The 23218-nt window shown below is 52.6% G+C and carries 27 protein-coding genes and 1 other annotated feature; of the genes, 25 read left to right on the top strand and 2 right to left on the bottom strand.

Features of this window, described 5'->3' with window-relative positions; genetic code table 11:
• Positions 1-14 precede the first annotated feature (14 nt).
• From NST44_RS28165 to NST44_RS28075, 19 genes are all read left to right on the top strand, one after another.
• The gene (locus NST44_RS28165) at positions 15-257 is read left to right on the top strand and encodes a DUF4321 domain-containing protein (RefSeq protein ID WP_340901191.1); all 243 of its coding nucleotides are present in this window, start codon (positions 15-17) and stop codon (positions 255-257) included.
• A 25-nt stretch (positions 258-282) separates the two neighbouring features.
• The gene (locus NST44_RS28160) at positions 283-894 is read left to right on the top strand and encodes a Maf family protein (RefSeq protein WP_007130729.1); all 612 of its coding nucleotides are present in this window, start codon (positions 283-285) and stop codon (positions 892-894) included.
• A gap of 88 nt (positions 895-982) precedes the next feature.
• Entirely contained in the window at positions 983-1672 is a 690-nt protein-coding gene (gene radC / locus NST44_RS28155) for a RadC family protein (RefSeq protein WP_007130728.1), read from the top strand.
• A gap of 38 nt (positions 1673-1710) precedes the next feature.
• Positions 1711-2745: a rod shape-determining protein gene (locus NST44_RS28150; RefSeq protein WP_007130727.1), complete on the top strand. Its 1035-nt coding sequence runs from the start codon at positions 1711-1713 to the stop codon at positions 2743-2745.
• A 56-nt stretch (positions 2746-2801) separates the two neighbouring features.
• Positions 2802-3677 carry a rod shape-determining protein MreC gene (gene mreC, locus NST44_RS28145; protein WP_007130726.1) on the top strand — a complete coding sequence of 292 codons (876 nt, stop codon included), beginning with the start codon at positions 2802-2804 and terminating at the stop codon, positions 3675-3677.
• Entirely contained in the window at positions 3674-4204 is a 531-nt protein-coding gene (gene mreD / locus NST44_RS28140) for a rod shape-determining protein MreD (RefSeq protein WP_007130725.1), read from the top strand. Before mreC ends, mreD begins: the two co-directional genes overlap by 4 nt.
• An 84-nt stretch (positions 4205-4288) precedes the next feature.
• Positions 4289-4951 (top strand): septum site-determining protein MinC, encoded by a 663-nt coding sequence (gene minC, locus NST44_RS28135; RefSeq protein ID WP_007130724.1) that lies wholly within the window; start codon positions 4289-4291, stop codon positions 4949-4951.
• 3 nt (positions 4952-4954) lie between these two features.
• Positions 4955-5749: a septum site-determining protein MinD gene (minD, locus tag NST44_RS28130; RefSeq protein ID WP_007130723.1), complete on the top strand. Its 795-nt coding sequence runs from the start codon at positions 4955-4957 to the stop codon at positions 5747-5749.
• Between the two features lie 279 nt (positions 5750-6028).
• On the top strand, positions 6029-6949 hold the full coding sequence (locus NST44_RS28125; RefSeq protein WP_007130722.1) for a M23 family metallopeptidase: 921 nt from the start codon (positions 6029-6031) through the stop codon (positions 6947-6949).
• Positions 6942-7796, top strand: coding sequence for a M50 family metallopeptidase (locus NST44_RS28120; RefSeq protein WP_007130721.1), 855 nt, complete (start codon positions 6942-6944; stop codon positions 7794-7796). Before NST44_RS28125 ends, NST44_RS28120 begins: the two co-directional genes overlap by 8 nt.
• Before the next feature lie 123 nt (positions 7797-7919).
• Positions 7920-9161: an Rne/Rng family ribonuclease gene (locus NST44_RS28115; protein ID WP_007130720.1), complete on the top strand. Its 1242-nt coding sequence runs from the start codon at positions 7920-7922 to the stop codon at positions 9159-9161.
• A 56-nt stretch (positions 9162-9217) separates the two neighbouring features.
• Positions 9218-9302: a sequence feature (ribosomal protein L21 leader region), on the top strand.
• Positions 9303-9315: 13 nt separating this feature from the next.
• Positions 9316-9627 (top strand): 50S ribosomal protein L21, encoded by a 312-nt coding sequence (gene rplU / locus NST44_RS28110; protein ID WP_007130719.1) that lies wholly within the window; start codon positions 9316-9318, stop codon positions 9625-9627.
• Positions 9628-9640: 13 nt separating this feature from the next.
• Positions 9641-9973 carry a ribosomal-processing cysteine protease Prp gene (locus NST44_RS28105; protein ID WP_007130718.1) on the top strand — a complete coding sequence of 111 codons (333 nt, stop codon included), beginning with the start codon at positions 9641-9643 and terminating at the stop codon, positions 9971-9973.
• Between the two features lie 17 nt (positions 9974-9990).
• Complete coding sequence (gene rpmA / locus NST44_RS28100; protein WP_007130717.1) at positions 9991-10302, top strand: 50S ribosomal protein L27; 312 nt, start codon at positions 9991-9993, stop codon at positions 10300-10302.
• A 304-nt stretch (positions 10303-10606) separates the two neighbouring features.
• Positions 10607-11347: a Spo0B domain-containing protein gene (locus NST44_RS28095; RefSeq protein ID WP_007130716.1), complete on the top strand. Its 741-nt coding sequence runs from the start codon at positions 10607-10609 to the stop codon at positions 11345-11347.
• A gap of 13 nt (positions 11348-11360) precedes the next feature.
• Positions 11361-12671 (top strand): GTPase ObgE, encoded by a 1311-nt coding sequence (obgE, locus tag NST44_RS28090; RefSeq protein WP_007130715.1) that lies wholly within the window; start codon positions 11361-11363, stop codon positions 12669-12671.
• Between the two features lie 255 nt (positions 12672-12926).
• Positions 12927-14258: an SPFH domain-containing protein gene (locus NST44_RS28085; protein WP_007130714.1), complete on the top strand. Its 1332-nt coding sequence runs from the start codon at positions 12927-12929 to the stop codon at positions 14256-14258.
• On the top strand, positions 14255-15019 hold the full coding sequence (locus tag NST44_RS28080) for a hypothetical protein (protein WP_007130713.1): 765 nt from the start codon (positions 14255-14257) through the stop codon (positions 15017-15019). Before NST44_RS28085 ends, NST44_RS28080 begins: the two co-directional genes overlap by 4 nt.
• Before the next feature lie 22 nt (positions 15020-15041).
• The gene (locus NST44_RS28075; RefSeq protein ID WP_340901184.1) at positions 15042-15764 is read left to right on the top strand and encodes a hypothetical protein; all 723 of its coding nucleotides are present in this window, start codon (positions 15042-15044) and stop codon (positions 15762-15764) included.
• A 149-nt stretch (positions 15765-15913) separates the two neighbouring features.
• On the opposite strand, the gene NST44_RS28070 is transcribed toward NST44_RS28075, so the two are convergent.
• Entirely contained in the window at positions 15914-16774 is an 861-nt protein-coding gene (locus NST44_RS28070) for an IS3 family transposase (protein ID WP_244152709.1), read from the bottom strand.
• 11 nt (positions 16775-16785) lie between these two features.
• Positions 16786-17082, bottom strand: coding sequence for a transposase (locus NST44_RS28065; RefSeq protein WP_007131733.1), 297 nt, complete (start codon positions 17080-17082; stop codon positions 16786-16788).
• A 344-nt stretch (positions 17083-17426) separates the two neighbouring features.
• Here NST44_RS28065 and NST44_RS28060 point away from each other — a divergent pair, with 344 nt between their 5' ends.
• The 6 genes from NST44_RS28060 (at position 17427) to ilvE (ending at position 23087) form a co-directional block, all read left to right on the top strand.
• Entirely contained in the window at positions 17427-17864 is a 438-nt protein-coding gene (locus NST44_RS28060; protein ID WP_007130711.1) for an ACT domain-containing protein, read from the top strand.
• Positions 17865-17923: 59 nt separating this feature from the next.
• Positions 17924-19210, top strand: a complete 1287-nt coding sequence (locus NST44_RS28055; RefSeq protein ID WP_007130710.1) for a homoserine dehydrogenase — start codon at positions 17924-17926, stop codon at positions 19208-19210.
• A gap of 69 nt (positions 19211-19279) precedes the next feature.
• Positions 19280-20353, top strand: a complete 1074-nt coding sequence (thrC, locus tag NST44_RS28050; RefSeq protein WP_007130709.1) for a threonine synthase — start codon at positions 19280-19282, stop codon at positions 20351-20353.
• Positions 20350-21318 (top strand): homoserine kinase, encoded by a 969-nt coding sequence (thrB, locus tag NST44_RS28045; RefSeq protein WP_007130708.1) that lies wholly within the window; start codon positions 20350-20352, stop codon positions 21316-21318. The genes thrC and thrB overlap by 4 nt, the downstream gene beginning before the upstream one ends.
• Entirely contained in the window at positions 21315-22202 is an 888-nt protein-coding gene (pheA, locus tag NST44_RS28040) for a prephenate dehydratase (RefSeq protein WP_007130707.1), read from the top strand. Before thrB ends, pheA begins: the two co-directional genes overlap by 4 nt.
• On the top strand, positions 22203-23087 hold the full coding sequence (ilvE, locus tag NST44_RS28035) for a branched-chain-amino-acid transaminase (protein ID WP_007130706.1): 885 nt from the start codon (positions 22203-22205) through the stop codon (positions 23085-23087).
• Positions 23088-23218 lie beyond the last annotated feature (131 nt).

Raw genomic sequence — 23218 nt, 5'->3', positions numbered from 1 at the left:
AGGGAAGAGGATGCATGAAGAAAAATAAAGGAATGCTCATCTTATTTTTGCTGTTAGGGTGGCTTGCCGGCACATGGATCGCGGAGGCGCTTGAGCCGGTTAAGGCGGTGTCGTTTCTAACGGCGTCTACGCCCATCAAGTGGTCCCCTTCAGCCGACCTTGACATCATCATTTACGACATTAACCTTGAACTTCATTTCAGCCTGCTTAGTCTGCTGGGCATCATTGCAGCGATCTGGCTATACCGCAGGCTCTAAGACATGACAAAGGAGACTATCCCCCTTGAAAGAGAAGAGAAATCGCCGTATAATACTGGCTTCGACCTCTCCTCGGCGCCAGGAGCTGATCGCCTCCCTTCGAATTCCATTCGATATCGTGCCGAGTGAAGCGAATGAGGATACGCCTGCAGAATGGTCCCCGGACCGGATTGTAGAATCGCTGGCTCTGCGTAAGGCGGAGGCGGTTCACCGCAAGCTGAATACGGACCAGGGCGGCGGGATTATCGTCGGAAGCGACACGGTTGTTGTACTGGAGGATCTCGTGCTGGGGAAACCGGTGGATCATGACGATGCGGTGCGAATGCTGACCATGCTTCAGGGACGCGCTCACCGGGTATTTACGGGAGTTGCATGCATCGATCTGGCATCGGGCGCGATCAAGGTGTCTCACCGCGAAACCAAAGTGAGCATGAAACGCTTGAGTCCGGATGCGGTTGAAGCTTATGTAAGGAGCGGCGAACCGATGGACAAGGCCGGTGCGTATGCGATTCAGGGCCTTGGAGCAACGCTTATCGAAGGTATTGAGGGCGACTATTTTAATGTCGTCGGCCTTCCGCTTTCTCTGCTGTCGGACATGCTGTCTGAGATGGGGATGGATGTACTAACCGAATCGTAGATATAAAGGCTGATCGGTTCGCTGTCCTTGGGAGCACCCGGGGCAAGCTGAAACCGATTGATTTTATTCTTAGAAAGTAGGGGAATCTATGGAGTCGCCAACATTATTGCTGCGCGACATCCCCCATGACGAACGACCAAGAGAACGCATGATGCATTATGGGGCGAGCGCACTGAGCCATGCGGAATTGCTGGCGATATTGCTTCGAACAGGAACCCGCCAGGAATCTGCCGTACATATAGCGCAGCGGCTGCTTAAGGAAGCCGGAGGAATCCGGCAGCTCGTGGACCTCAGCATCGAAGAACTTACGCAAATTAAAGGAATTGGAACCGCCAAGGCCGTTCAGCTGAAGGCTGGCATAGAGCTTGGACGGCGATTGGCGGCATCCAGGCATGTGGAGCCTGTCATTATACGCAATCCGCATGATGCAGCGGAGCTGCTCAGTGAACAGATGCGATATTTGCAGAAAGAGCATTTTGTCTGCTTGTTTTTAAATACGAAGAATCACGTCATTGCCCAGGAAACGTTATCGATGGGGAGCCTCAACGCTTCCATCGTTCATCCCCGCGAGGTGTTCAGAGCGGCTATCAAATGCAGCAGTGCGTCGCTGGTATGCGCGCACAACCATCCAAGCGGAGATCCGACGCCCAGCCCGGAAGACATTTCCCTTACCTCCCGTCTGGTGGAGGCGGGACAGATTGTCGGGATCGACGTGCTGGATCATCTGATTATCGGGGACGGATCGTTCGTAAGTTTGAAGGAACGGGGCTTGATGTAATATAATAGTTCAGATTGAGGAAGAAAGGGAGATACATCATGTTGGGTGGTTTTACAAAAGATTTGGGAATCGATTTGGGGACGGCGAATACGCTGGTCTATGTCCGCGGTAAAGGAATTGTCGTGAGGGAGCCGTCTGTGGTTGCACTGCGTACGGATACAAAGACGATTGAGGCGGTCGGCGAGTCCGCAAAGAAAATGATCGGACGTACGCCGGGCAACATCCGTGCCATCCGTCCGATGAAGGACGGCGTCATTGCAGATTTTGATACGACGGCAACGATGATTAAGTATTTTATTCGCCAAGCGCAGAAGCAGCGCTCCGTTTTCCCGCGCCATCCGAATGTGATGGTCTGTGTTCCTTCGGGCATTACGGCGGTTGAACAGCGTGCGGTAGAGGATGCAACCAAGCAAGCCGGCGCACGCGAGGCGTATATCATTGAGGAGCCGTTCGCGGCCGCGATCGGCGCGGACCTGCCTGTATGGGAGCCGACCGGCAGCATGGTAGTCGATATCGGAGGCGGCACCACCGAGGTTGCGGTTATCTCGCTCGGCGGCATCGTAACGAGCCGTTCGGTTCGCGTTGCCGGCGATGAGATGGATGATTCTATTATTTCCTATATCAAACGACAATATAATCTGATGATCGGTGAGCGCACCGCCGAGCTGTTGAAGATGGAAGTCGGCTCCGCCATGCCGCTTGAAACGGTGGAAACGATGGAAATCCGCGGGCGCGACCTCGTAACCGGTCTGCCGAAGACCATTACGATTACGTCCGATGAGATTAGCGAAGCGCTGGCTGACACGATCAACGCCATCGTGGATGCGGTGAAGGTTACGCTGGAGAAATGTCCTCCGGAGCTTGCTGCGGATATTATGGACCGCGGTATCGTCCTGACCGGCGGCGGCGCGCTGCTGCGCAACCTGGACAAGCTGCTTGCCGAAGAGACCGGCATGCCGGTGATCGTTGCCGAGAATCCGCTGGACTGCGTGGCGATCGGTACGGGCAAGGCGCTCGAAAACATCCACCTGTTCAAATCCCGGAGCAGCTCTGCCGTCCGTTCCAAACGGTAGACCCAAGATGCGTGTAAACCCCTAATGTTGGGAGAGAAAAACAGTAAGGTTAGAGGGTGTTGCAACTGTTTAAGCTGCTAGGCAACAAGCGCTTGTTCATCATGCTCATCGGGCTCGTGGCGTTTATCGCGATCATGGGATTTACGCTCGGTCCGAGAGCTTCTTTATCTTGGCCTGAGAAATTCGTTAAAGATACGGTCGGTTTTGTGCAAAGCGTATTTTACAAGCCCGCTGCCTATATAGCGGGTTTCTTTGAAGACGTGCGGAATATGAAGGCGGTCTATGAGGAGAATGAAGAGCTTCGTAGGGCGGTTGCGCAGTATTCGCGAGAGAGTGCGAATTACAATACGATAAAAGCGAAGTACGAGAGGCTTCGGGATAATCTCCGATTTACGCAAAACCAGAAAAACCGGGATAAATATGATTACCGTACGGCAGAGGTGATCGCTGTCAATTCGGATCCGAACAACCGGACGCTTGTCGTCAATTTGGGCGAGCGCGACGGCATCCGGCCGAACATGTCGGTCACTACGGTTGACGGCATGGTGGGCATCGTAAGCAACGTGAGCAATTTCACCTCCACGGTGAAGCTGCTGACAACGATGGATGCCCAGGACCCGAATCCGCAGCCGATCTCGGTTACGGCGATCGGCAAGGAGGACAAAACCTTCGGCATCGTGGAAACTTACGACGAGAAGACCAACACGCTGCTCATGACACGGGTTGCGGAGGATGATCCGATTGCGGAAGGAGACAAGATTATTTCGTCCGGCGCGGGCGGCGTCATTCCGCCGGGCCTGATCATTGGAACCGTAGATAGCGTCCAGATCAGCCAATTCGGGCAGAGCAGAACCGCAACGATTACGCCTGCCGCCAAATTCGAGGACTGGAGATATGTCATTATCGTGGTTACCCCAGAGGAGCCGAAATGATGGCGCGCAAGCAGATTCTCATTCTCCTGTTGTTCGTTTTGTTCATCCTGCAAGGCACGGTGTTCTTCTGGTTAACGCCGAGCTCGCTGCAGCTGCAGATCTATCCTAATTTTGTTCTGGTCGCCATATTTTTCGTCTCGATCTATTATCACCGCCATACCGGCCTTGTGCTCGGACTTATATTCGGTATGCTTCATGACATCGTATACTACGGCGAAATGATCGGCACTTATTCTTTTGCTATGGGCATATCCGCATATTTGCTGGGACTTGTGTTCAAGGCGCCGCGTGCTCCGCTGCCGATGATGATGACGATCGTCATCTTGGGAAGCCTGCTGTTCGATAGCACGCTGTTTGGTATCTACAAGGTATTCCGGCTTAATCCGACCTCTTACAATTGGTCGCTGCTGCATCATATGCTGCCGAATCTCCTCGTTCACTTTGCCTTTGCTTTGGCGATTTATGTCCCGGTCCGCAAGCAGCTGGAGCTGATCGCGAAATATCAGCGAAGAAAGACTGCTTCCTAAGCCCACGCCAAGACATTTTACGAAGACTAGCAGGAACTTGAAGGTTTGAGCGCGAAATGTACTAGGATGGGAGGGACAGGTCTTATGGCTGTAAAATCCAATCATGTGACGATTAAGGGCATTAAGGATGGCCTGGTATTCCTGCTTGACGATCAATGTGAGCTCGACGAGCTGCTCCAGGAGCTTAGGTATAAGCTGGAGCACAGTCACCAGAATATTTTGACCGGACCGATCATTCATGTGGATGTAAAGCTGGGATCCCGTAAAGTATCCGAAGAAGAAAAACAGATGATTCTCGATATATTAAAGCAAAAAGGAAATCTTCTAATCCGCAATGTAGAGTCCCCGCCGATCGAGCCGGAGACCCCTCCCGGCAGCCAGCTGGAGCTGATGACGGGAATCGTGCGATCAGGGCAGGTGCTGCACCATGATGGAGATCTCCTATTCCTAGGAGACGTCAATCCCGGGGGCGTCATTACGTGCACCGGAGATATATACATACTGGGCGCGCTGCGCGGAACCGCGCATGCCGGTGTGGACGGCAACGAAGAAGCGATTATTGCCGCTTCGTATTTCGCTCCTACCCAGCTCCGGATTTCTCAAATGATCAGCCGGCCGCCGGACGAATGGGAGACGCGCGAGACGGTCATGGAATTTGCTTATTTGAAGAACGGAAGCATGGAGATCGACAAGATCAGCAACATCTCACGTTTGGGTCGGGATTTTAATGTGTTTAAAGGGGTGTAGTACATGGGAGAGGCAATCGTCGTAACTTCTGGTAAGGGCGGAGTCGGTAAAACGACGACATCGGCGAACATCGGCACAGCTTTAGCACTCTTGGGAAAAAAAGTGTGTTTGGTGGATACGGATATCGGTCTGCGCAATTTGGATGTCGTCATGGGCCTGGAGAACCGGATTATTTACGACATATGCGACGTTGCAGAAGGGCGATGCCGGCTCAATCAAGCGTTGATCAAGGACAAGCGCTTTGACGATCTGTATATGCTGCCTGCAGCCCAGACGAAGGATAAGAACGCGATTTCTCCGGATCAAGTGAAGGATATCGTTCTCGAACTCAAGAAAGAATTCGAATACATCATCATCGATTGCCCTGCAGGAATCGAACAGGGCTTCAAGAATGCAATTGCCGGCGCCGATAAAGCCATTGTCGTTACGACGCCGGAGAACGCAGCCGTTCGGGACGCAGACCGGGTTATCGGGCTTCTGGAGAGCTCCCATGTGGAATCGCCGAAGCTGATCGTGAACCGGATCCGTCCGAACATGGTGAAGACCGGCGACATGCTCGAGATTGAAGATGTGCTGCAGGTGCTGAACATCGATTTGATCGGCATCGTGCCCGATGACGAGAAGGTGATCAAGGCGGCCAATAGTGGGGAGCCGACCGTGATGAATCCGGATTCCCAGGCGGCGATCGCCTATCGGAACATCGCACGCCGAATTCTTGGCGATACCGTGCCTCTGATGCAGATTCATCAGAAAAAGGGCATGTTCACCAAGTTCAAGAAGTTTTTCGGAATGGGTTAAACGAAGTTTCAGTTTCATATAGAGCAGCAGGGGTATCCCAACAGATCTTGGATCTGGCGGGATACCCTTTTTTTCTGTTGGAAGCCGCTCCGTATAGAAAAGGTTCTCGACAGCCTGAGGGGTTCTCAAGAAGGCAACGGCATTTCTACCGGATCCGGCTCATCAAGATGAGCAGGGCTTGTTCTAAACGGCTTTCCCTCCCTCATATGATAGGACAAGAAGAGATCTGCCGAAGGATCTTGAGGCAGACAGACAAACAAGCCCCAAGGGGGAGAGCTTATGGACGTTAAATCCTCAGTGAAACATCGTAGGGAAGCCCGAATCCGGGAGCTGCTCGAGGGCGGGCAGCATTCGCTCCCGCCGGACAAGTCGTGGCCGGCGCTGCCTGGACAAGCGGAGACGGTCAAGCCGGAAGCCAAAGAGCCCGAGGGGGCTCAGAATTCGAAAGTCAGACCGGCATTGCCCGATCGGTCCTCGGCCGATATGGAGCCGGATCCCGAGCGGCTCTGGAAGCAGCAGGGATATCGCGGCTGGTACGACACTATAGATCCCGGCGACGCTCCGAATCCGCCGCGAAGGGGATCCTTTCTGCCCGGCCTTGTTCGACGCCTCGTCGTGAGCGCGCTGCTGTTCGGCATCATGTGGGGGATATTTTCCATGCAGCAGCCATGGGCTCTGCGAACGCAGGCCTTTATCATCGAAGGGCTGAGCCGTGAGATGGATTTCCGCGCGGCCCAGGTATGGTACGAAGAGCATTTTGGAGAAGCTCCATCCTTTATTCCGATTTTCGGGCAAACCGATGAGCACTCCACCAAAGTGAATGCATCCACATCGCTCATTCCTCCGCTTGAAGGCAGGTTGGTGCAATCCTTTGCTGTAGATCTGAAGGGAATCGTGCTGGAAGCCGCAGGAGGATCGTTATCCCAGCGGGCGGTCAGAAGCATTGAGACCGGCCGGGTACTGGAGGTGACAGAGCATCCGGAGAACGGGATATCGGTTTTAATTCAGCATACGGGAAACCGGAAGGCGATTTACAGCAGACTGGCGGAGACCGGGCTGAAGGTCAACGATTGGGTGCAGGGCGGAGATCCGATCGGTACGCTTCAATCGACGGATTCGGGCAGTCCCCCGACGCTTTATTTTGTTCTCAAAGAGGGCAACCGGGACGTGGACCCTGCGGAAGTGATGCCGCTTGATTAATTTTAAGGGGACAGCCCTGTCGCTGCATCCGCTTTTTGTCATCGTCATGCTGGCTTCCGTCGTAACGGGACGTTTTCTCGAGCTGCTTACATTATTCATCATCGTCTTTATCCATGAATTAGGTCATGCCGCCGCCGCTGCAGCGATGGGGTTCAAGGTGAGAGCCATTCAGATGCTGCCGTTCGGCGGCGTTGCTGTTATAGAGGACGATGGGCGGATGACGGCATGGAAGGAAATCGTCATCGCGCTTTCAGGTCCGCTCCAAAATGCCATCATGATCGGACTTGCCCTCTGCTGCCGCTGGGCCGGCTGGGGAGACGAGGCGATGCTGGCTTATATTATCCAGGGAAATGTGATGATCGCTCTATTCAATCTCCTGCCGATTCTGCCTCTTGATGGAGGAAAGGTGCTCCAGGCGCTGATCAGTTTAATCGCTCCTTACCACGCAACGCTGGTATGGACTTCCCGGGCCGGCATATGCGGCAGTCTGCTGATGATCGCTTACGGACTTGCTCCCTTATCCTCCGGCGGCGGGATCCGCCTCAACCTGCTGATGATCGGGCTGTTTCTGGCATACTCCAACTTTGAGGATCACCGGAATGTACCTTACCGTTTTCTCCGATTTCTTGTGCAGCGCAGCGAGATTTATGAACGAAATTTGGAGCGGCTCGGACCTGCACAGCCGATCGTAGCCGATTCTGCGAAACCTTTGAGTGATATCATGCGTCTATTTAAAAGAGAGAAGTATCATTTGATATATGTGATGGGCGGACCGGGCCGTTTGCTCGCCGTTGTGCCTGAACAGCATGTCATCTCTTCGTACTTCGCATCAAATGGACCACCCTGATATGCGTAAAATCGTAAACATCATGAGGGAGACACAGGGTGGGGCCGATTCTGTCTGCTTCATTCATCCAAATTGTGGTAGGATAGAATCATAGAGTTCGTCTTCCGTTTGTGAGGTGAAGCCATGAGGCAAATGATCGTTCATTGTGAACATGAGAACATTCAGATGGCTCTCATCGAGGATGGGAGATTAGCGGAGTTCGCGGTTGAGCGAAATTCCGAGCAGAGTGTAGTCGGAAGCATTTACAAGGGAAAGGTTGTCAATGTGCTGCCCGGGATGCAGGCAGCCTTTGTCGATATCGGACTGAAGAAGAACGCATTTTTATATGTTGATGATGTGCTTCATCCGCATCTTGAGAAACAGCCGAAGCAGAAACCCTCGATCTCGCAGCTGCTGACCGTCGGCCAAGAGCTGATCGTTCAAGTGATGAAAGAGCCGAGAGGAGGCAAGGGAGCCAGGGTGACAACGCATTTCTCCCTTCCGGGCAGATGCATGGTATACATGCCGACAGCCGATTATGTCGCCGTCTCGAAGAAGATCGAGCGCGATGCGGAGCGCAGCCGGCTGAAGGGGATTGGAGAGCAGCTGCGGACCGGGGAAGAGGGCATCATTATCCGGACGGTTTCGGAGGATGAGCCCATCGATTTTATCCGCAGTGATCTTGAGTTTTTAAGGGAAGAATGGGCGAGAATAACGGAAAAGGCACGGAAGCTTCAAGCTCCCGCTTTGCTCCATCGGGATCTTGGCCTTTTGCAGCGCCTGATCAGGGATTCATTTGATCCTTATGAGGATGAGCTCGTGATTGACAGCCTGCCCAAAGCCGAGGAGACGATTAGCTACCTGAAGGACAGCGTCCCGGGCATCGAGCCAAAGGTTATCCATTATTCGGAGAGCGTCCCGCTCTTCCAGGCTTACGGGATTGATGATCAGCTGAAGACCGGCTTCGCAAGAAAGATTGCGCTGCCGGAAGGGGTTACGATCGTCATTGACCAGACGGAAGCGATGACCATTATCGATGTCAATACCGCGAAATATATCGGCGGGGATAATCTGGGCGAGACGATTCTCCAGACCAACCTGCTGGCCGCTCGCGAGATTGCACGCATATTGCGGCTGTGGGACATCGGAGGGATCATCATCGTCGACTTCATCGATATGGAGCGCGTGGAGCATCGGCATCAGGTAGCGGCGGCAATGGAGGAGGCGATCCGGAAGGATCGGAGCAAGACCTTTGTCGTAGGCTGGACCAAGCTGGATTTGCTGGAAATGACCCGTAAGAAAGCGAGAGAGAGCATGCCGCTGCCCTTTGCCAAGCCTTGCGGTGCCTGCGGAGGGAGAGGCTTTGTTCTTCCTTCTGGAGGTTGACGTTGAATAAGGATTATGATATTATCATTGGGTATGTGTGAAGTAATCTATTGCTGCACATGCTGTAACCGCTCCGGTTGGGTTTATAAGCGCTGTTCAGGTATGGACAGTCACCTTTTCCAGGCGAGTCTGAGACATAGGGAGGTGCAAGCAAATGTACGCTATTATCGAAACAGGCGGTAAGCAATACAAAGTTCAAGAGGGCGATGTATTGTTCATCGAGAAGCTGAATGCAGGTGACGGAGAGAGCGTGACTTTCGACCGTGTACTGGCCGTTTCCAAAGAGGACGGACTGGTAGCAGGTACTCCGGTTGTAGCCGGTGCAACTGTGACTGCGAAAGTGGAGAAGCACGGTAAAGGCCGCAAGGTCGTTGTATACAAATACAAGCCGAAGAAGAACTACCACAAGAAGCAAGGTCATCGTCAGCCTTATACGAAAGTAACCATCGAGAAGATCCAAGCGTAAGAGGGTGCGGTAAGTGATTACGGTACAGATCCTGCGCGGGGAAGATGGACGAATCCGTAGCTTTAAGGTTGAGGGACATGCGGGCTATGCCGATCCCGGACAAGATATCGTGTGTGCCGGAGTATCCAGCATCACGGTGGGGACGGTCAATTCCGTCGAGGCTCTTACCGGAATCGTTATGGAGACCCGGATGAAGGGCGGCTTTCTCAGCGCGAATCTTCCGAAGAGTGCAGACGAATCTGCATCGGGTCAAGTTCAGCTGCTTCTCGAGTCGATGGTTGTCATGTTGCAGGGAATTGCCGATTCATACGGCAAATATATACGAATACAAGAATTGACTACTTAAAGAAGGAGGTAGACAACATGTTGAAATTGGATCTTCAGTTATTCGCATCGAAAAAAGGTGTAGGTTCCACGAAGAACGGTCGTGACAGTGAAGCGAAGCGCCTTGGCGTGAAGCGTGCGGACGGTCAAGTTGTGACCGGCGGCAGCATCTTGGTTCGTCAACGTGGTACGAAAATTCACCCAGGCACGAACGTGGGTATCGGTAAAGACGATACTTTGTTTGCGAAAGTGGACGGCGTTGTGAAATTCGAACGTTGGGGCCGTGACCGCAAGAAAGTGAGCGTCTACCCGGTTGAAGTCGCTCCTGTAGCGGCTGCAGTGGAAGCTTAATCGTTTCTTATACTGCTTACAGAAGAAGCCTTTCGGCATCGTTGCCGGGGCTTCTTTTTTTAATTATAAGAAGGGGCTTGCTTCACTCCGTGGGCGGGGTATCCGGTCGTCGAGTTGGTTAGCATCTTCGAAGCCAAGGTGGAGTAACCGTTAGCCTGCAGCGCCTTCGATCGCTGGCCTTCCACCGTAATTCGTATTGAAATTTGCCAAGATCATCATCCAGGGGATGAACCATGCGGAAAGACTGTGATATACTGAGATCTGGTGAATGTAACCAATTGCTGTTGAAAGACGAGGAGAAGCGATGAAATCCTGGATATGGATAACGGCTGGGGCCGGTTTAACCTCAGTCTTGCCGGTAGCATGGATGGTATGGAAGCCTAGTCTCGCAGCGGGTGCCGTAACGGCGATCTGGGCTGCGGCTGCTTCGGTTGGCGCTGCATGGCTTGTGCTGCGGTCGGAGAAGCGCAGGCAGCAGGCGATCGTTCGGAATATGGAGCACGCGTCGATTCGGATGTTGAATCATCACCGACATGATTGGATGAATGAACTTCAAATTTTATACGGCTATATTCAATTAGGCAAGCTTGATAAATCCGTGGCTTGTGTGGAAAGAATAAAAGAGCGGATGGCGCTGGAGAGCAAAATATCCAAGCTGGGCATCCCTTCTCTGGTTTTTTATTTACATTCATACCGGACCTCCGGCAACAATCTGCAGCTGGAAGTTGACATTGTGGATCAAGTCCAGTTGGAAGGCAAGGTCTCGCCAGGAACGGCCGATCGGGTGGCCGAAACGATTATTCGGACGGTCAAGGCTTTCCAGATGAGCGGGAAGGCGTCATGGGGAGAAACCCGGGAGTTAGCGTTAACATTTATGCAGCAGGAGCATGAGCTGATTGTATGGGCACAGGGTGAAGGAGACTTCGGAGAACCCGACAGCTTAAGGCTTCAGATCGAACAAGCCGTACAGGACGAAGGCGTTCGGGTGGAACAGACGGAGCCGGGGGAACCCACGTACCGCTTATACCTGCCGTTAGTGACTTGAGGAAGGTGATATCATGTTTGTAGATAAAGCGAAAGTTTACGTAAAAGGCGGAGACGGAGGAGATGGCCTCATTGCATTCCGCCGTGAGAAGTATGTGCCTGAGGGCGGCCCTGCCGGCGGTGACGGCGGCAAAGGCGGCGATGTCATATTTCGAGTGGATGAAGGACTGCGTACGCTGATGGATTTCCGTTACCAGAAGCATTTTAAGGCCAAGCGCGGAGAAAAGGGACGGAACAAAAGCCAGCATGGCGCCAACGCTGAAAATTTGATTGTGCGCATACCGCCCGGCACGATCCTGATGGATGACGACACGGGCGAAGTGATCGGGGATCTGACCCGGCATGGGCAGCAGGTCGTTGTAGCCAGAGGCGGACGCGGGGGACGGGGAAATATCCGTTTCGCAACGCCGAACAATCCTGCGCCGGAGCTCGCCGAGAACGGCGAAGAGGGCGAAGAGCGATATGTCGTAATGGAGCTTAAGGTCATGGCCGATGTCGGCTTGGTCGGCTTCCCGAGCGTCGGCAAGTCTACGCTGTTATCGGTCGTTTCCGCCGCGCAGCCTAAGATTGGAGCCTATCATTTTACGACCATCACGCCAAATCTCGGTATGGTGGAAGTGGGCGATGGCCGAAACTTCGTCATGGCCGATCTGCCCGGATTGATCGAGGGCGCCCATGAGGGCGTCGGACTCGGACATGAGTTCCTCCGGCATGTAGAGCGGACGCGCGTCATTATTCATGTGGTAGATATGGCCGGTACGGAGGGCAGGGACCCGTTCGAGGATTGGGAGAAGATCAATGATGAGATCAGGCTCTACAATGCGGCTCTGATGGACCGCCCGCAAATTGTGGCTGCCAATAAGATGGATATGCCTGAAGCCGAAGAGAATCTGGCCGTCTTCACCGAGAAGGTAAAGGCGATCCGCCCGGACATTGAAGTTATGCCCATTTCTTCACTGACCCGTCAAGGGATCCAGGAGCTTCTGTACCGAACGATGGATATTCTTGAGAGCATGCCGGAAGAGCCAACGGTGGAAGAGGTGACCGAAGTTGCCGAGCGGAAGGTCTACAAGTTCAAAGCCCAGAATGACAACTCGTTCACGATTACCCGCGACAATGAAATGTATGTCGTGCACAGCGAACGGATCGAGCGGATGCTGAAGCGGATGCAGATGAATTCGCATGACGCGATTCTGAAGCTTGCCCGGACCATGCGCCATATGGGTGTGGACGAGGAGCTTCGCAAGCGTGGTGCAACGGAAGGAACGATTGTACGAATCGGCGATTTTGAATTCGAGTTTGTTGAAGGAAGCAGCTATTATTAAGAGCAGAACAGAAGGATGGAACATCCCCCAATCGGGGCCTTCGAGCGCCGCTGGTTTTGTTTGATAAAGAGATACCGCTAAGTCTGTATGCAAGCAGGCTTGGCGGTTTTTTTGTACGCTAAAGAGCGCAAATATGCCCGCATTCCCAAATTTTTCATCCATTTACCAGTCAAATCGTATACAATAGTAGTACATTTGTACCTTTTTTTTATTGATCATCAGATCGGACGAACCGTGCAAAAGGAGAGCAGAACTATGGCAATCATTGATGTTGTTAAATTTGAAGGCCCGCCGGATGTGTTTGCTTGGCGTTATCCGAACCAGGAACTGGGCACCTGGACCCAACTTATCGTTCATGAATCGCAGGAGGCGATTTTATATAAGGGCGGCCAAGCCTTGGATTCCTTCTCTGCAGGCAGGCATACGCTAAGCACTGCAAACATTCCGATTTTATCGAATATCATCAATCTTCCGTTCGGCGGCAAATCCCCGTTTACCGCTGAAGTATGGTTTATCAACAAAATGCGCTCACTGGATGTGAAGTGGGGGACGAGCGCGCCGATACAGCTCCAGGATCCCAAATATAATATTATCGTCTCCGTGCGGGCATTCGGACAGTTCGGGGTCCAGATCAGCGATCTGAGAAAATTTTTGGGGAAAATGGTCGGCACGCTACCAACCTTTGATCAAAGCACCTTGGTCAAATATTACCGGGGGGTTCTTATGTCCAATATTAAGGATATCATCTCCTCGTACATCATTTTCAAAAAAATCAGCGTCGTCGAAATCAGCGCCTATATGACGGAAATATCAAAGCACATTATGGAAGCGATTGCCCCATCGTTCGATGAGATGGGGATTACGCTGCTCAATTTCTTTGTCGATTCCATCAACATACCGGAAGATGACCCCGCGGCTCTTCGAATTAAGGAAGCATTGGCGAAGAAAGCGGAAATGGACATTATCGGCTATACATATCATCAGGAGCGGACCTTCGATACGCTGGAAGGAGCCGCGAAGAATCCCGGGAGCCCGGCGGGAATCATCGGCAGCGGGCTGGGCGTAGGGATCGGCATGGCTGGTCCGGTATATGAGACGATGACCCGGGTGTTAAGGGACACTGAGGTACCGACTGCGGACGGCCCCGGACTGAAGCCAAGAGCCTGTACCGAGTGCGGAACGTTGATCGACGAGCATTCCCGGTTTTGTTCAGGCTGTGGTCAGCCGGCCCTTGTGCAGAAGCCGGACAAGCCGGCTCGCGATATTTTGTGCACCGATTGCGGTCATGTGATCCCCCGTCATGCGAAGTTTTGCCTGAACTGCGGAGATCCGTACAGAGCCTGTCCATCCTGCGGCTATGATTATCCGGCGAATGCCAAGATATGCGCGGAATGCGGCGCCCAGCTGCCAATCCCTTGCCGGGAATGCAGCCACTTGCTGGACCCGGGGGCGAAATTCTGTCCGAACTGCGGAGCAAGCCATAGGCTTCAATGCACTAACTGCAATCATGAGGTACAGCCGGGGCAGAAGTTCTGCATGGAATGCGGGCATCGGTTAATGGAAAGTGAAAGCGGTGATCCATCATGACGTCAAGAGTCGCAACTCGAAACGGTTTCTGGTTGGCTGCCGCGATCGTGCCGGTGGCAACGATACTGCTATTCGGCATTATTGGCGGGCTGACCGATATCAACGCGTGGATGTCCGGCATTGCCATTGGTTTCGCTGAGGCGTCTGTGCTTCTTTTTACCGGATCCTGCATCCATCAACGCAGACGCAAAGCTGCTGCCTCCAAGGCCCCTTTTACGATCGCCATGGGCTTCATTATCGGGGTGTATGCCGTATCCGTCATCCTTGAGGTGATTTTGCTGGGAAACCTGTTTAAGCTCTCAGGGCCGGCGTATCTCAAAATCCATGCGATGACGTTATTGGGATTTGCCGTTGTTTTGGCTTTAGTCTCTCTGATCGGCAGGTATGCATTCGCTCATGAGGAGAAGGAGGGGGAGCACACAGCAAGGAAGCGTGAAACGGTCGCTTGGGTTGGAGCGATCCGGGGAAAGCTGAACCTGCTGTCAGGCGAGGATATCCCCTTGCTGGACCGGGATTTGGCTGAACTGGAGGAGACACTTCGCTACAGCGATCCCATTCCCCATGCCTCCCTCCATGAAATGGAGCATTTGATCCGGGAGAAAATCGCGGTATTGGAAGATCAGGTGACACTGATCGGTGAAGTCAGCGCCGAAGCCCGTCCAGAGGTGGCCGAGGAAACGGCACGCATGATCCGGGATATCCTCAGAACGGTGCAGGACCGTAATATGCAGCTTTTACATGCAAAAGCGGGTTCTACATAAAAGCAGATCAAGGAGATAACGAATGGGTACGCCTTTGAAACCTTATAAATTGAAATTTTCCACAACCGATGCCCTTATCCTCGTGGCTGCCGTTTTATTTTTTCCGCTCGCGATGGTGCTGGCCGCCATTCGAATGAGTGCCACCCAGCGACGAAACAGCTGCAAGGGGAGAAATTACAGGCTCTTGGGCTGGGTATTGCTAATTACGTTTATGGTCCTTGAGTTTTTGATGACCGTCGGCAGCACCGACACCGGGGAGACCGGGAGTCTTCTGCTTCCGGCAGTCATTTTGTTCGTGATCGGACACAAGCGGGACCAAAGCTTCGGAATGCTGATCGAGGTTTATACGGATGCCATCGTGCGAAGGAGGCTGTTCCATATCCCGTACATTGCCCAGGCGGTTAGGCTGAGACCGGAGCAGGTGATCCGGGATTTGAATGATATGTTTCGCATGCATTTGCTCCCCCATGGACGGATCGAGAACGGTGTCGTGAAAATCCCGTCCTTGCGGAGCCGGGAAGACTTCAGCGAAACCAGTGGTGCACAGAGCCTTGATGAGCAGCTGAACTCGGTCCTGAATCAAGCAGCCGTGATTTTGACGGCAGAGCGGACGGAGACACCGGAAGAGGACGGCCCGTATTGGATAGAATGCCCCGGATGCGGTGCGAAATCGTCCGTGGCCCGCGGCGAGCACAAGGAGTGCGACTATTGCGGCACGCTGCTGAGGCACAGCAGGATCGGGTAGACGGAGGGTTCGAAAAAGGGGGATCTGCCCAAGCCCCTTCTAAAGCACTGGTCGCCTTGATCGAGTGGCCCCAAGCGTGTAAGGATAAAAGCCGGCCTGCGCGACAAGTCCCTTTATGCTCTTCTGTCAAGAAAGTAGACACCTCTAAGCTAAGCTATACACTCGTAATAGCACTGCTCAAAACGCACCGGGGACATATACCCAATCGTACTGTTAGAACGTTTTCGGTTGTAAAAAAATTCAAGGTACCGGTACAGCTTCTGCCCGGCTTCCTCTTTTGTTTTAAACTTAGGTTTGCTGTAAATGAATTCTCGCTTTAGGATACTGTGAAACGCTTCAATACAGGCGTTGTCGTAGCAGTTTCCTTTGCGGCTCATACTGGGCTTCATGTTAAATTGCTTCAACTGTTCACGGTACTCTTTAGCGGCATATTGCGAACCGCGGTCGGAATGGTGAATCAATCCCTTCGGAGGCTTCTTAGCAGCATACGCCATCTTTAGGGCATCGAGGGTAAGGTCTGTGGTCATCCGATCGCTTAGCTTCCAACCGACGATTTGTTTGGTGTACAGATCCAGGATGCTCGCAAGGTAGAGTTTCCCTTGGCGGCAGGGGATGTACGTGATGTCAGCGACCCACTTTTCGTTGGGCTTTGTGGCTTTGAAATTTTGTTCCAACACGTTAGGGGCAATCGGGAGATCATGCTTGGAATCGGTCGTAACCACTCGGAACTTACGGGCCATGCATGAACGAAGGCCATGTTCGCGCATAATGAGGCCCACCGTACGTTCCGATACCGTCCATCCTTCCTTCACCAGCTCGTTTCGTATTCGGGGACTGCCGTAGGTTTCATCGGAGTCATAGAAGTGCCATTTCACACGTTCAGCCAGCGTTGCCTTACGTTTTTCCCGTTCAGAAGCTTCAGAGGTACGCCATTTGTAATAACCGCTCCGAGACACGTGAAAGAGAACGCACATCTTCTCCAATCGAAACTCGGAGCGATGATCTTCGATAAACTGGAACCTTAGTTCTTTTCTTTGCTGAAGATGTGCATGGCCTTTTTTAGGATCGCAATTTCTTCTCTCAAATCATCAATTTCGCGTTTCTGATCTTCGATAAGTTGGGTTTGCTGACGTAAGGTTTCCCCATGATTGACAGGCTCGTGCTCGAATGTTCGATACTTTTTGACCCAGTTGCGTAATGTGCCTGGATTAATGTTCAACTCATCGGCGATCTGCTCCAGCGTCTTCGACTGTTCTTGCACGTACTTTACGGTTTCACGCTTAAATGTCTCGTTGTAATGTTGTCTATTGCCACTCATTTTTTTTGACACCCTCTCGTCTGCTTTGTTTCATTATCGTTTTATCACTAAGGGGTGTCCACTTTTTATTCTAGCTGCATTAAGGGACTTGTTTGCTGTCGCGGGCCCGAGGTACTTCATTCTTCGCTTTAAGCGTAGTATGGGCGTTTTTTCTTCGCTAAATTTACAATTTTACAGGGTTAACGATGAGTTCCTATAAAATTTGCGATATAGTATAGGTTATAGCCTGGACATGAAGATGCTGCCAACGCGAAAAAAGGGACATTTATGTATTGCCCTTGCCCGATATATCCAGTATAATGTCCACTATACGAAAACAGTAGTCTTTGAGGAGAGGACGTTTTGTGAAGGAACGCTATTATTTGGTCCGGGAAGACATCCTTCCCGAAGCTGTGGTCAAAACGATGCAGGTGAAGAAGCTGCTGGCCTCCGGCGACGTCAAGACGGTCCATGAAGCTGTTGAGCAGGTAGGGCTTAGCCGCAGCGCCTTTTATAAGTATAAGGATGGCATCCATCCGATCAATCAGCTGGAGCGGGATGAAATTGTCACCATATCGATTGATATGGAGCACCGTTCGGGCATGCTGTCAGAGGTGCTTGGATTGGTTGCCAGTGAAGGCGGCAATGTGCTGACCATCCACCAGAGCATTCCTTTACAGGGGATCGCAAACGTGGTGATCTCTGTTGAGGTCTCCCGCTTGATTGAAGAGCTCGACGATTTGTTGGACGGTCTGCGCCGGATCACCGGCGTACGCAAAGTACAGATGATCGGGCAAGGATAATTCGTTTCATAGTTAAGTAAATCGCTTATTGTGATGGGATACGGGAGGTAATTGTAGGAATGAAGCCGGTGAAGATAGGACTTTTAGGATTGGGAACAGTAGGAACTGGGGTTGTGCGAATTGTAGAAGGTCATCAGGAGGATCTGAGCAGCCAGGTCGGATCACCGATCGTGATCGAGCGGATTGCGGTGAAGCATCTGGAGAAATACCGCAGCGTCAGTGTGGATCAGAGCAAGCTGACGGAGGATCCGTGGGAAGTGATCCGGGATCCGGAGATTGATGTCATTGTGGAAGTTATGGGCGGCATCGATCAGACGAAGACGTACATTTTGGAAGCGCTGGACCGCGGCAAGCATATCGTGACGGCGAATAAGGATCTGATGGCTCTGCACGGCGCCGAGATTTTGGCAAAAGCGCAAGAGAAGCAGTGCGATGTATTCTATGAGGCAAGCGTAGCCGGCGGTATTCCGATTATCCGGACGCTGATTGAAGGCTTCTCATCGGACCGCATTATGAAGATTATGGGGATCGTGAACGGTACGACCAATTATATTTTGACGAAAATGAGCCAGGAGGGCGCATCCTTTGAGGACGTACTGGCTGAAGCGCAGGCGCTCGGCTATGCGGAGGCAGACCCGACCTCTGATGTGGAGGGCCTGGACGCGGCACGCAAGATGGCGATTCTCGGAACGCTTGGTTTCCGGACGAATGTCGAGCTGCAGGATGTATCGGTCAAGGGAATCTCTCAAGTAACCAAAGAAGATATTTCGTACGCCAAACGTCTGGGCTATGAGATGAAGCTGCTCGGCATCGCGGAGCGTCAGGACGACGAGGTCAGCATCAGCGTGCAGCCGACCATGGTACGCACGGGACATCCCATCGCAGCCGTTAACGGTGTTTTCAACGCCGTCTATGTGTATGGGGAAGCTGTAGGGGAGACGATGTTCTACGGAGCGGGTGCCGGCGAGATGCCGACGGCGACCTCCGTTGTGGCGGATCTGGTCGCGATCATCAAAAACTTGAAGCTTGGCGTGAACGGTCTGAAAGCGATTGTTCCGTATAAACAGAAGAAGCTTAAGACGGATGAGCAGATTTCGTATAAAAACTTCATTCTGCTGCATGTCGATGATAAAGCGGGTGTACTCGCCCAAATCACCCAAGTGTTTGCGCAGCATGACGTAAGCCTGGAATCGGTCGTTCAGCAGCCGAATGACCAGAATCCGGATGCAGAGATCATCATCGTCACGCACCATGCGAGCAAGGCAAATATGGATAAGGTGCTGAATCATTTCGAGGGCCTGGAGGTTATTCGGCGGATCAAGAGCGTCTACCGCGTAGAAGGCTAACCCATAAGACCGCGAAGTGAGCATCAGAGCCGAGACTATATTTTTTCATAGAAAAGGAGATCATGAGAGATGCCGTACGAAGGACTGCTTCAAACTTATAAAGAATATTTACCCGTTAATGAACAAACCCCGCTGCTGACCCTTAAAGAGGGGAATACGCCCCTGATCCGCGCCGAAAACCTGTCGGAGGAGCTAGGGATCGATCTGCACTTTAAATTTGAAGGCCTCAATCCTACAGGCTCCTTTAAAGACCGGGGAATGGTGATGGCGGTAGCCAAAGCGATGGAGGAAGGCAGCCGCACCATTATGTGCGCCTCGACCGGCAATACCTCCGCTGCAGCGGCTGCTTATGCGGCGCGTGGCGGGTTGAACTGCATCGTTATTATCCCGAACAACAATATTGCCCTGGGCAAACTCGCACAGGCGATGATCTACGGCGCCAAAGTGATTGCCATCGACGGCAATTTTGACCGCGCACTGGAAATCGTCCGGGAGATCACGGCTAAGCATCCGATTACCCTCGTCAACTCGGTGAACCCGTACCGGATCGAAGGGCAGAAGACGGCTGCATTCGAAGTGGTTGATCAGTTGGGAAAAGCGCCGGACGTGCTGGCGATCCCGGTTGGGAATGCAGGCAATATCTCCGCATATTGGAAAGGCTTCAAGGAATACCATGCAGCCGGCAAAGCGGCTTTGCTTCCTAAAATGCTCGGCTTTGAGGCCGAAGGAGCCATGGCCATCGTGAAAGGCGAGCCGATTGCTAATCCGGAAACGGTCGCAACGGCAATCCGAATCGGCAATCCGGCCAGCTGGAAGACGGCGGTTGCTGCAGCCGAGGAGTCCCGCGGCCAGATTAACTATGTAACCGATGAGGAAATATTGGAAGCCTACCGCAAAATCGCGTCACGTGAAGGAATCTTTGCCGAGCCGGGATCCGCAGCTTCGATTGCAGGCGTATATAAAATGAAGCGGGAAGGATATTTTAAAGGCGGGGAATCCGTTGTCTGCGTTCTGACTGGACATGGATTGAAGGATCCGAACATCGCGATCTCAACCGTCAAATCGGAACCGCTGGTCGTATCCGATACGGAGTCCGCAGTCATGGAAGCCATCGCGAAGCTTGAAGGAGCTGCGCAGGTATGAGTTTGTCCCAAGGCGTAAGGGTGAAGGTTCCGGCCAGTACGGCCAACCTCGGTCCCGGATTTGATACGCTCGGCATGGCATTGTCACTTTACTCCTGGATCGAGCTGAAGCCGGCTGATCGCACTGAACTTCATCTCTACGGGGACGAGATGAAGGGAGTGCCGGTCGACAAAAGCAATTTGATCTATAAAGTGGCGCAAATGGTGTTCGATGAAGCAGGAGAATCGGTTCCCGAGCTTGAAATATCGATGTATTCCGACATTCCGTTGGCCCGGGGACTCGGCAGCAGCGCTTCCGCCATCGTTGGCGCCTTATTCGCGGCCAATGCGTTGATCGGCTCTCCGTTGTCTGAGGCCAAGCTGTTCGATATGGCGACTGCCCTCGAGAAGCATCCGGACAACGTTGGCGCCTCGTTATTTGGCGGCATTATTACGGCGGTATGGGATGGAAAGCATGCGGATTATATCCGGATCGACCCGCCGGCCCGTCTCGGGACGGTGGTCGTCATTCCGGATTTCCACCTGGCCACGTCCAAAGCACGGGAGGCGCTGCCTGCCCAGGTCAATTTGACGGATGCCGTATATAATATTAGTCGATCGTCCTTGATGACGGCTGCCCTGTCGGCAGGCCGCCTGGATCTTGTACGTGCAGCGATGCAGGACCGCATTCACCAGCCTTACCGGGCACCGCTCGTGCCCGGGATGCCGAGAATTCTGGCGGAAGCGCCTGATCAAGGCGCACTGGGGGTCGCGCTCAGCGGAGCAGGCCCGACGATCATCGCTTTCGTGGATCGTGACGATCGGCGTGTGGATGATCTCAAGGCTTACTTGGTGAAAGCGATGGAGGCCGAAGGCATTTCGGCCTCGTGCTTCTGTCTGGACCCGGCAGCCGAGGGCGTCCGGACGATGGACGACATCAACAACAGATCCTTTTTGGATATGATTAGAGGGGAAGTTACCGCATGAAAAAAATAGCCTTGTTGCCCTCAGGATCGGTATCTCATGAAGCGATACGATATCTTCTTGGCGATCAGCCTGTCGAGCTGGTCCACTACAAACTGATCTCTGATGTGTTCATGTCTACGGTCGAAGGCAAGAGTGATTATAGCGTCATTCCGATTGAGAATACGATTGAGGGCTCTGTAAGCCTCCATATGGATTGGCTTGTCAATGAGGTGGATATGCCGATGCAGGTGGAGTGGGTGTATCCGTCGATTCAAAATTTGATCGGCAATGCTTCGGAATTCCGCGGACCCGATGGAATGATGGATTTCAGCAAGATTACGAAAATCTGGTCCCATCAGGTTGCGACTGCCCAGTGCCGCCAATTCCTGGCCAAAGCAGCCCCTCAGGCGGAGCTTGAACAGGTTGGCAGCACGTCCGAAGGCGTTAAAATCGTAAAAGAAAATCCGGGCAAAGGGTGGGCGGCCATCGGAACATCCCTCGGTGCAGCGGAGCATGGATTGGATCTGCTCGCAGAGCGGATTACGGATCACGACAACAATTACACCCGGTTCGTGCTGATCGGCCATGAGCCGATCGCCATTGACCGTTCACCGGAGCATGTCAAGACGAGCATTCTGGTTACGCTGCCGGAAGATGTGCCGGGTGCGCTGCATCAGGTGCTTTCGGCATTTGCGTGGAGACGGCTGAACCTGACCCGAATCGAATCCCGGCCGACCAAGAAAAAGCTCGGCAACTATTATTTCTATATTGATGTAATGGCTCCGGCCGATTCCGTTCTGTTGACGGCCGCCATGGGAGAAATCGAAGCGCTCGGATGCCAAGTCCGCACGCTTGGATCGTATCCGGGTTACGCCTACGAAAGCGAGAAATTGGGGGTAAAGTAAATGTCTGAGCAATGGATCTATTTAGACGGAGAATTTGTCACGAAAGAGAATGCGAAAGTTTCGGTATTTGATCACGGCTTCCTGTACGGGGACGGCATTTTCGAAGGCATCCGGATTTATAACGGCAACATCTTCAAATGCAAAGAGCATTTGGACCGTTTATACGATTCGGCCAAGTCTATCGATCTAGTTATTCCATTGGCCTACGATGAGCTGCTGGAGGCAATGGCGGAGACGATTCGCCGCAACGATATGAGAGACGGCTACATCCGCCTCGTCGTGTCGCGCGGTGCCGGCAATCTGGGGCTTGATCCACGTCGCTGCCCGAAACCGACGGTGTTGATCATTGTCGAACAGTTGGCAATCTATTCTGAGGAAGCTTATTTGAACGGCTTGCGGGCGGTTTCTGTGGCCCAGCGCAGAAACATTCCGGATGCGCTCAATCCGAAGATCAAGTCGCTGAACTATTTGAACAACATCCTCGTTAAGATCCAGTCAAACTTCGCAGGGGCCGATGAAGCCATTATGATGAACGCTCAAGGGTATGTTACGGAGGGTTCGGGAGACAATATTTTTATCGTGAAAAATGGTGTCGTCACAACGCCGCCTTGTTACCTGGGCGCACTTGAAGGCATTACGCGCCAGGCGATTATCGAGCTGTGCGGCAAGCTTGACATTCCGCTTAAGGAAGAGCCTTTCAGCATGCATGATGTGTATATCGCCGACGAGGTATTTTTCACAGGTACGGCCGCCGAGGTCATCGCTGCACGCGAAATTGACGGGCGCACCATCGGAAAAGGGCAAGCGGGTCCGATTACGCTCCGATTGCTTGAAGAATTCCGGAAAATCGTTGAGATTGACGGGTATAAAGTTTGGGAATCCTAAAGATTACGGACAAGTAAATCAAGCTTATTGAACAATCCTTTCATGTCGATGAAAGGATTTTTTTTGTATCGAGGGATGTCAATCGCCCATTTCTTGCATAGGATGTAGTAACGAACACGGGCGAATAACCA

This window comes from Paenibacillus sp. FSL W8-0919, from assembly GCF_038003785.1.
GTDB lineage: Bacteria > Bacillota > Bacilli > Paenibacillales > Paenibacillaceae > Paenibacillus_AQ > Paenibacillus_AQ lactis.
The sequence above is the reverse complement of the archived record's forward strand: the minus strand, read 5'-3'. Positions and strand labels throughout refer to the sequence as shown.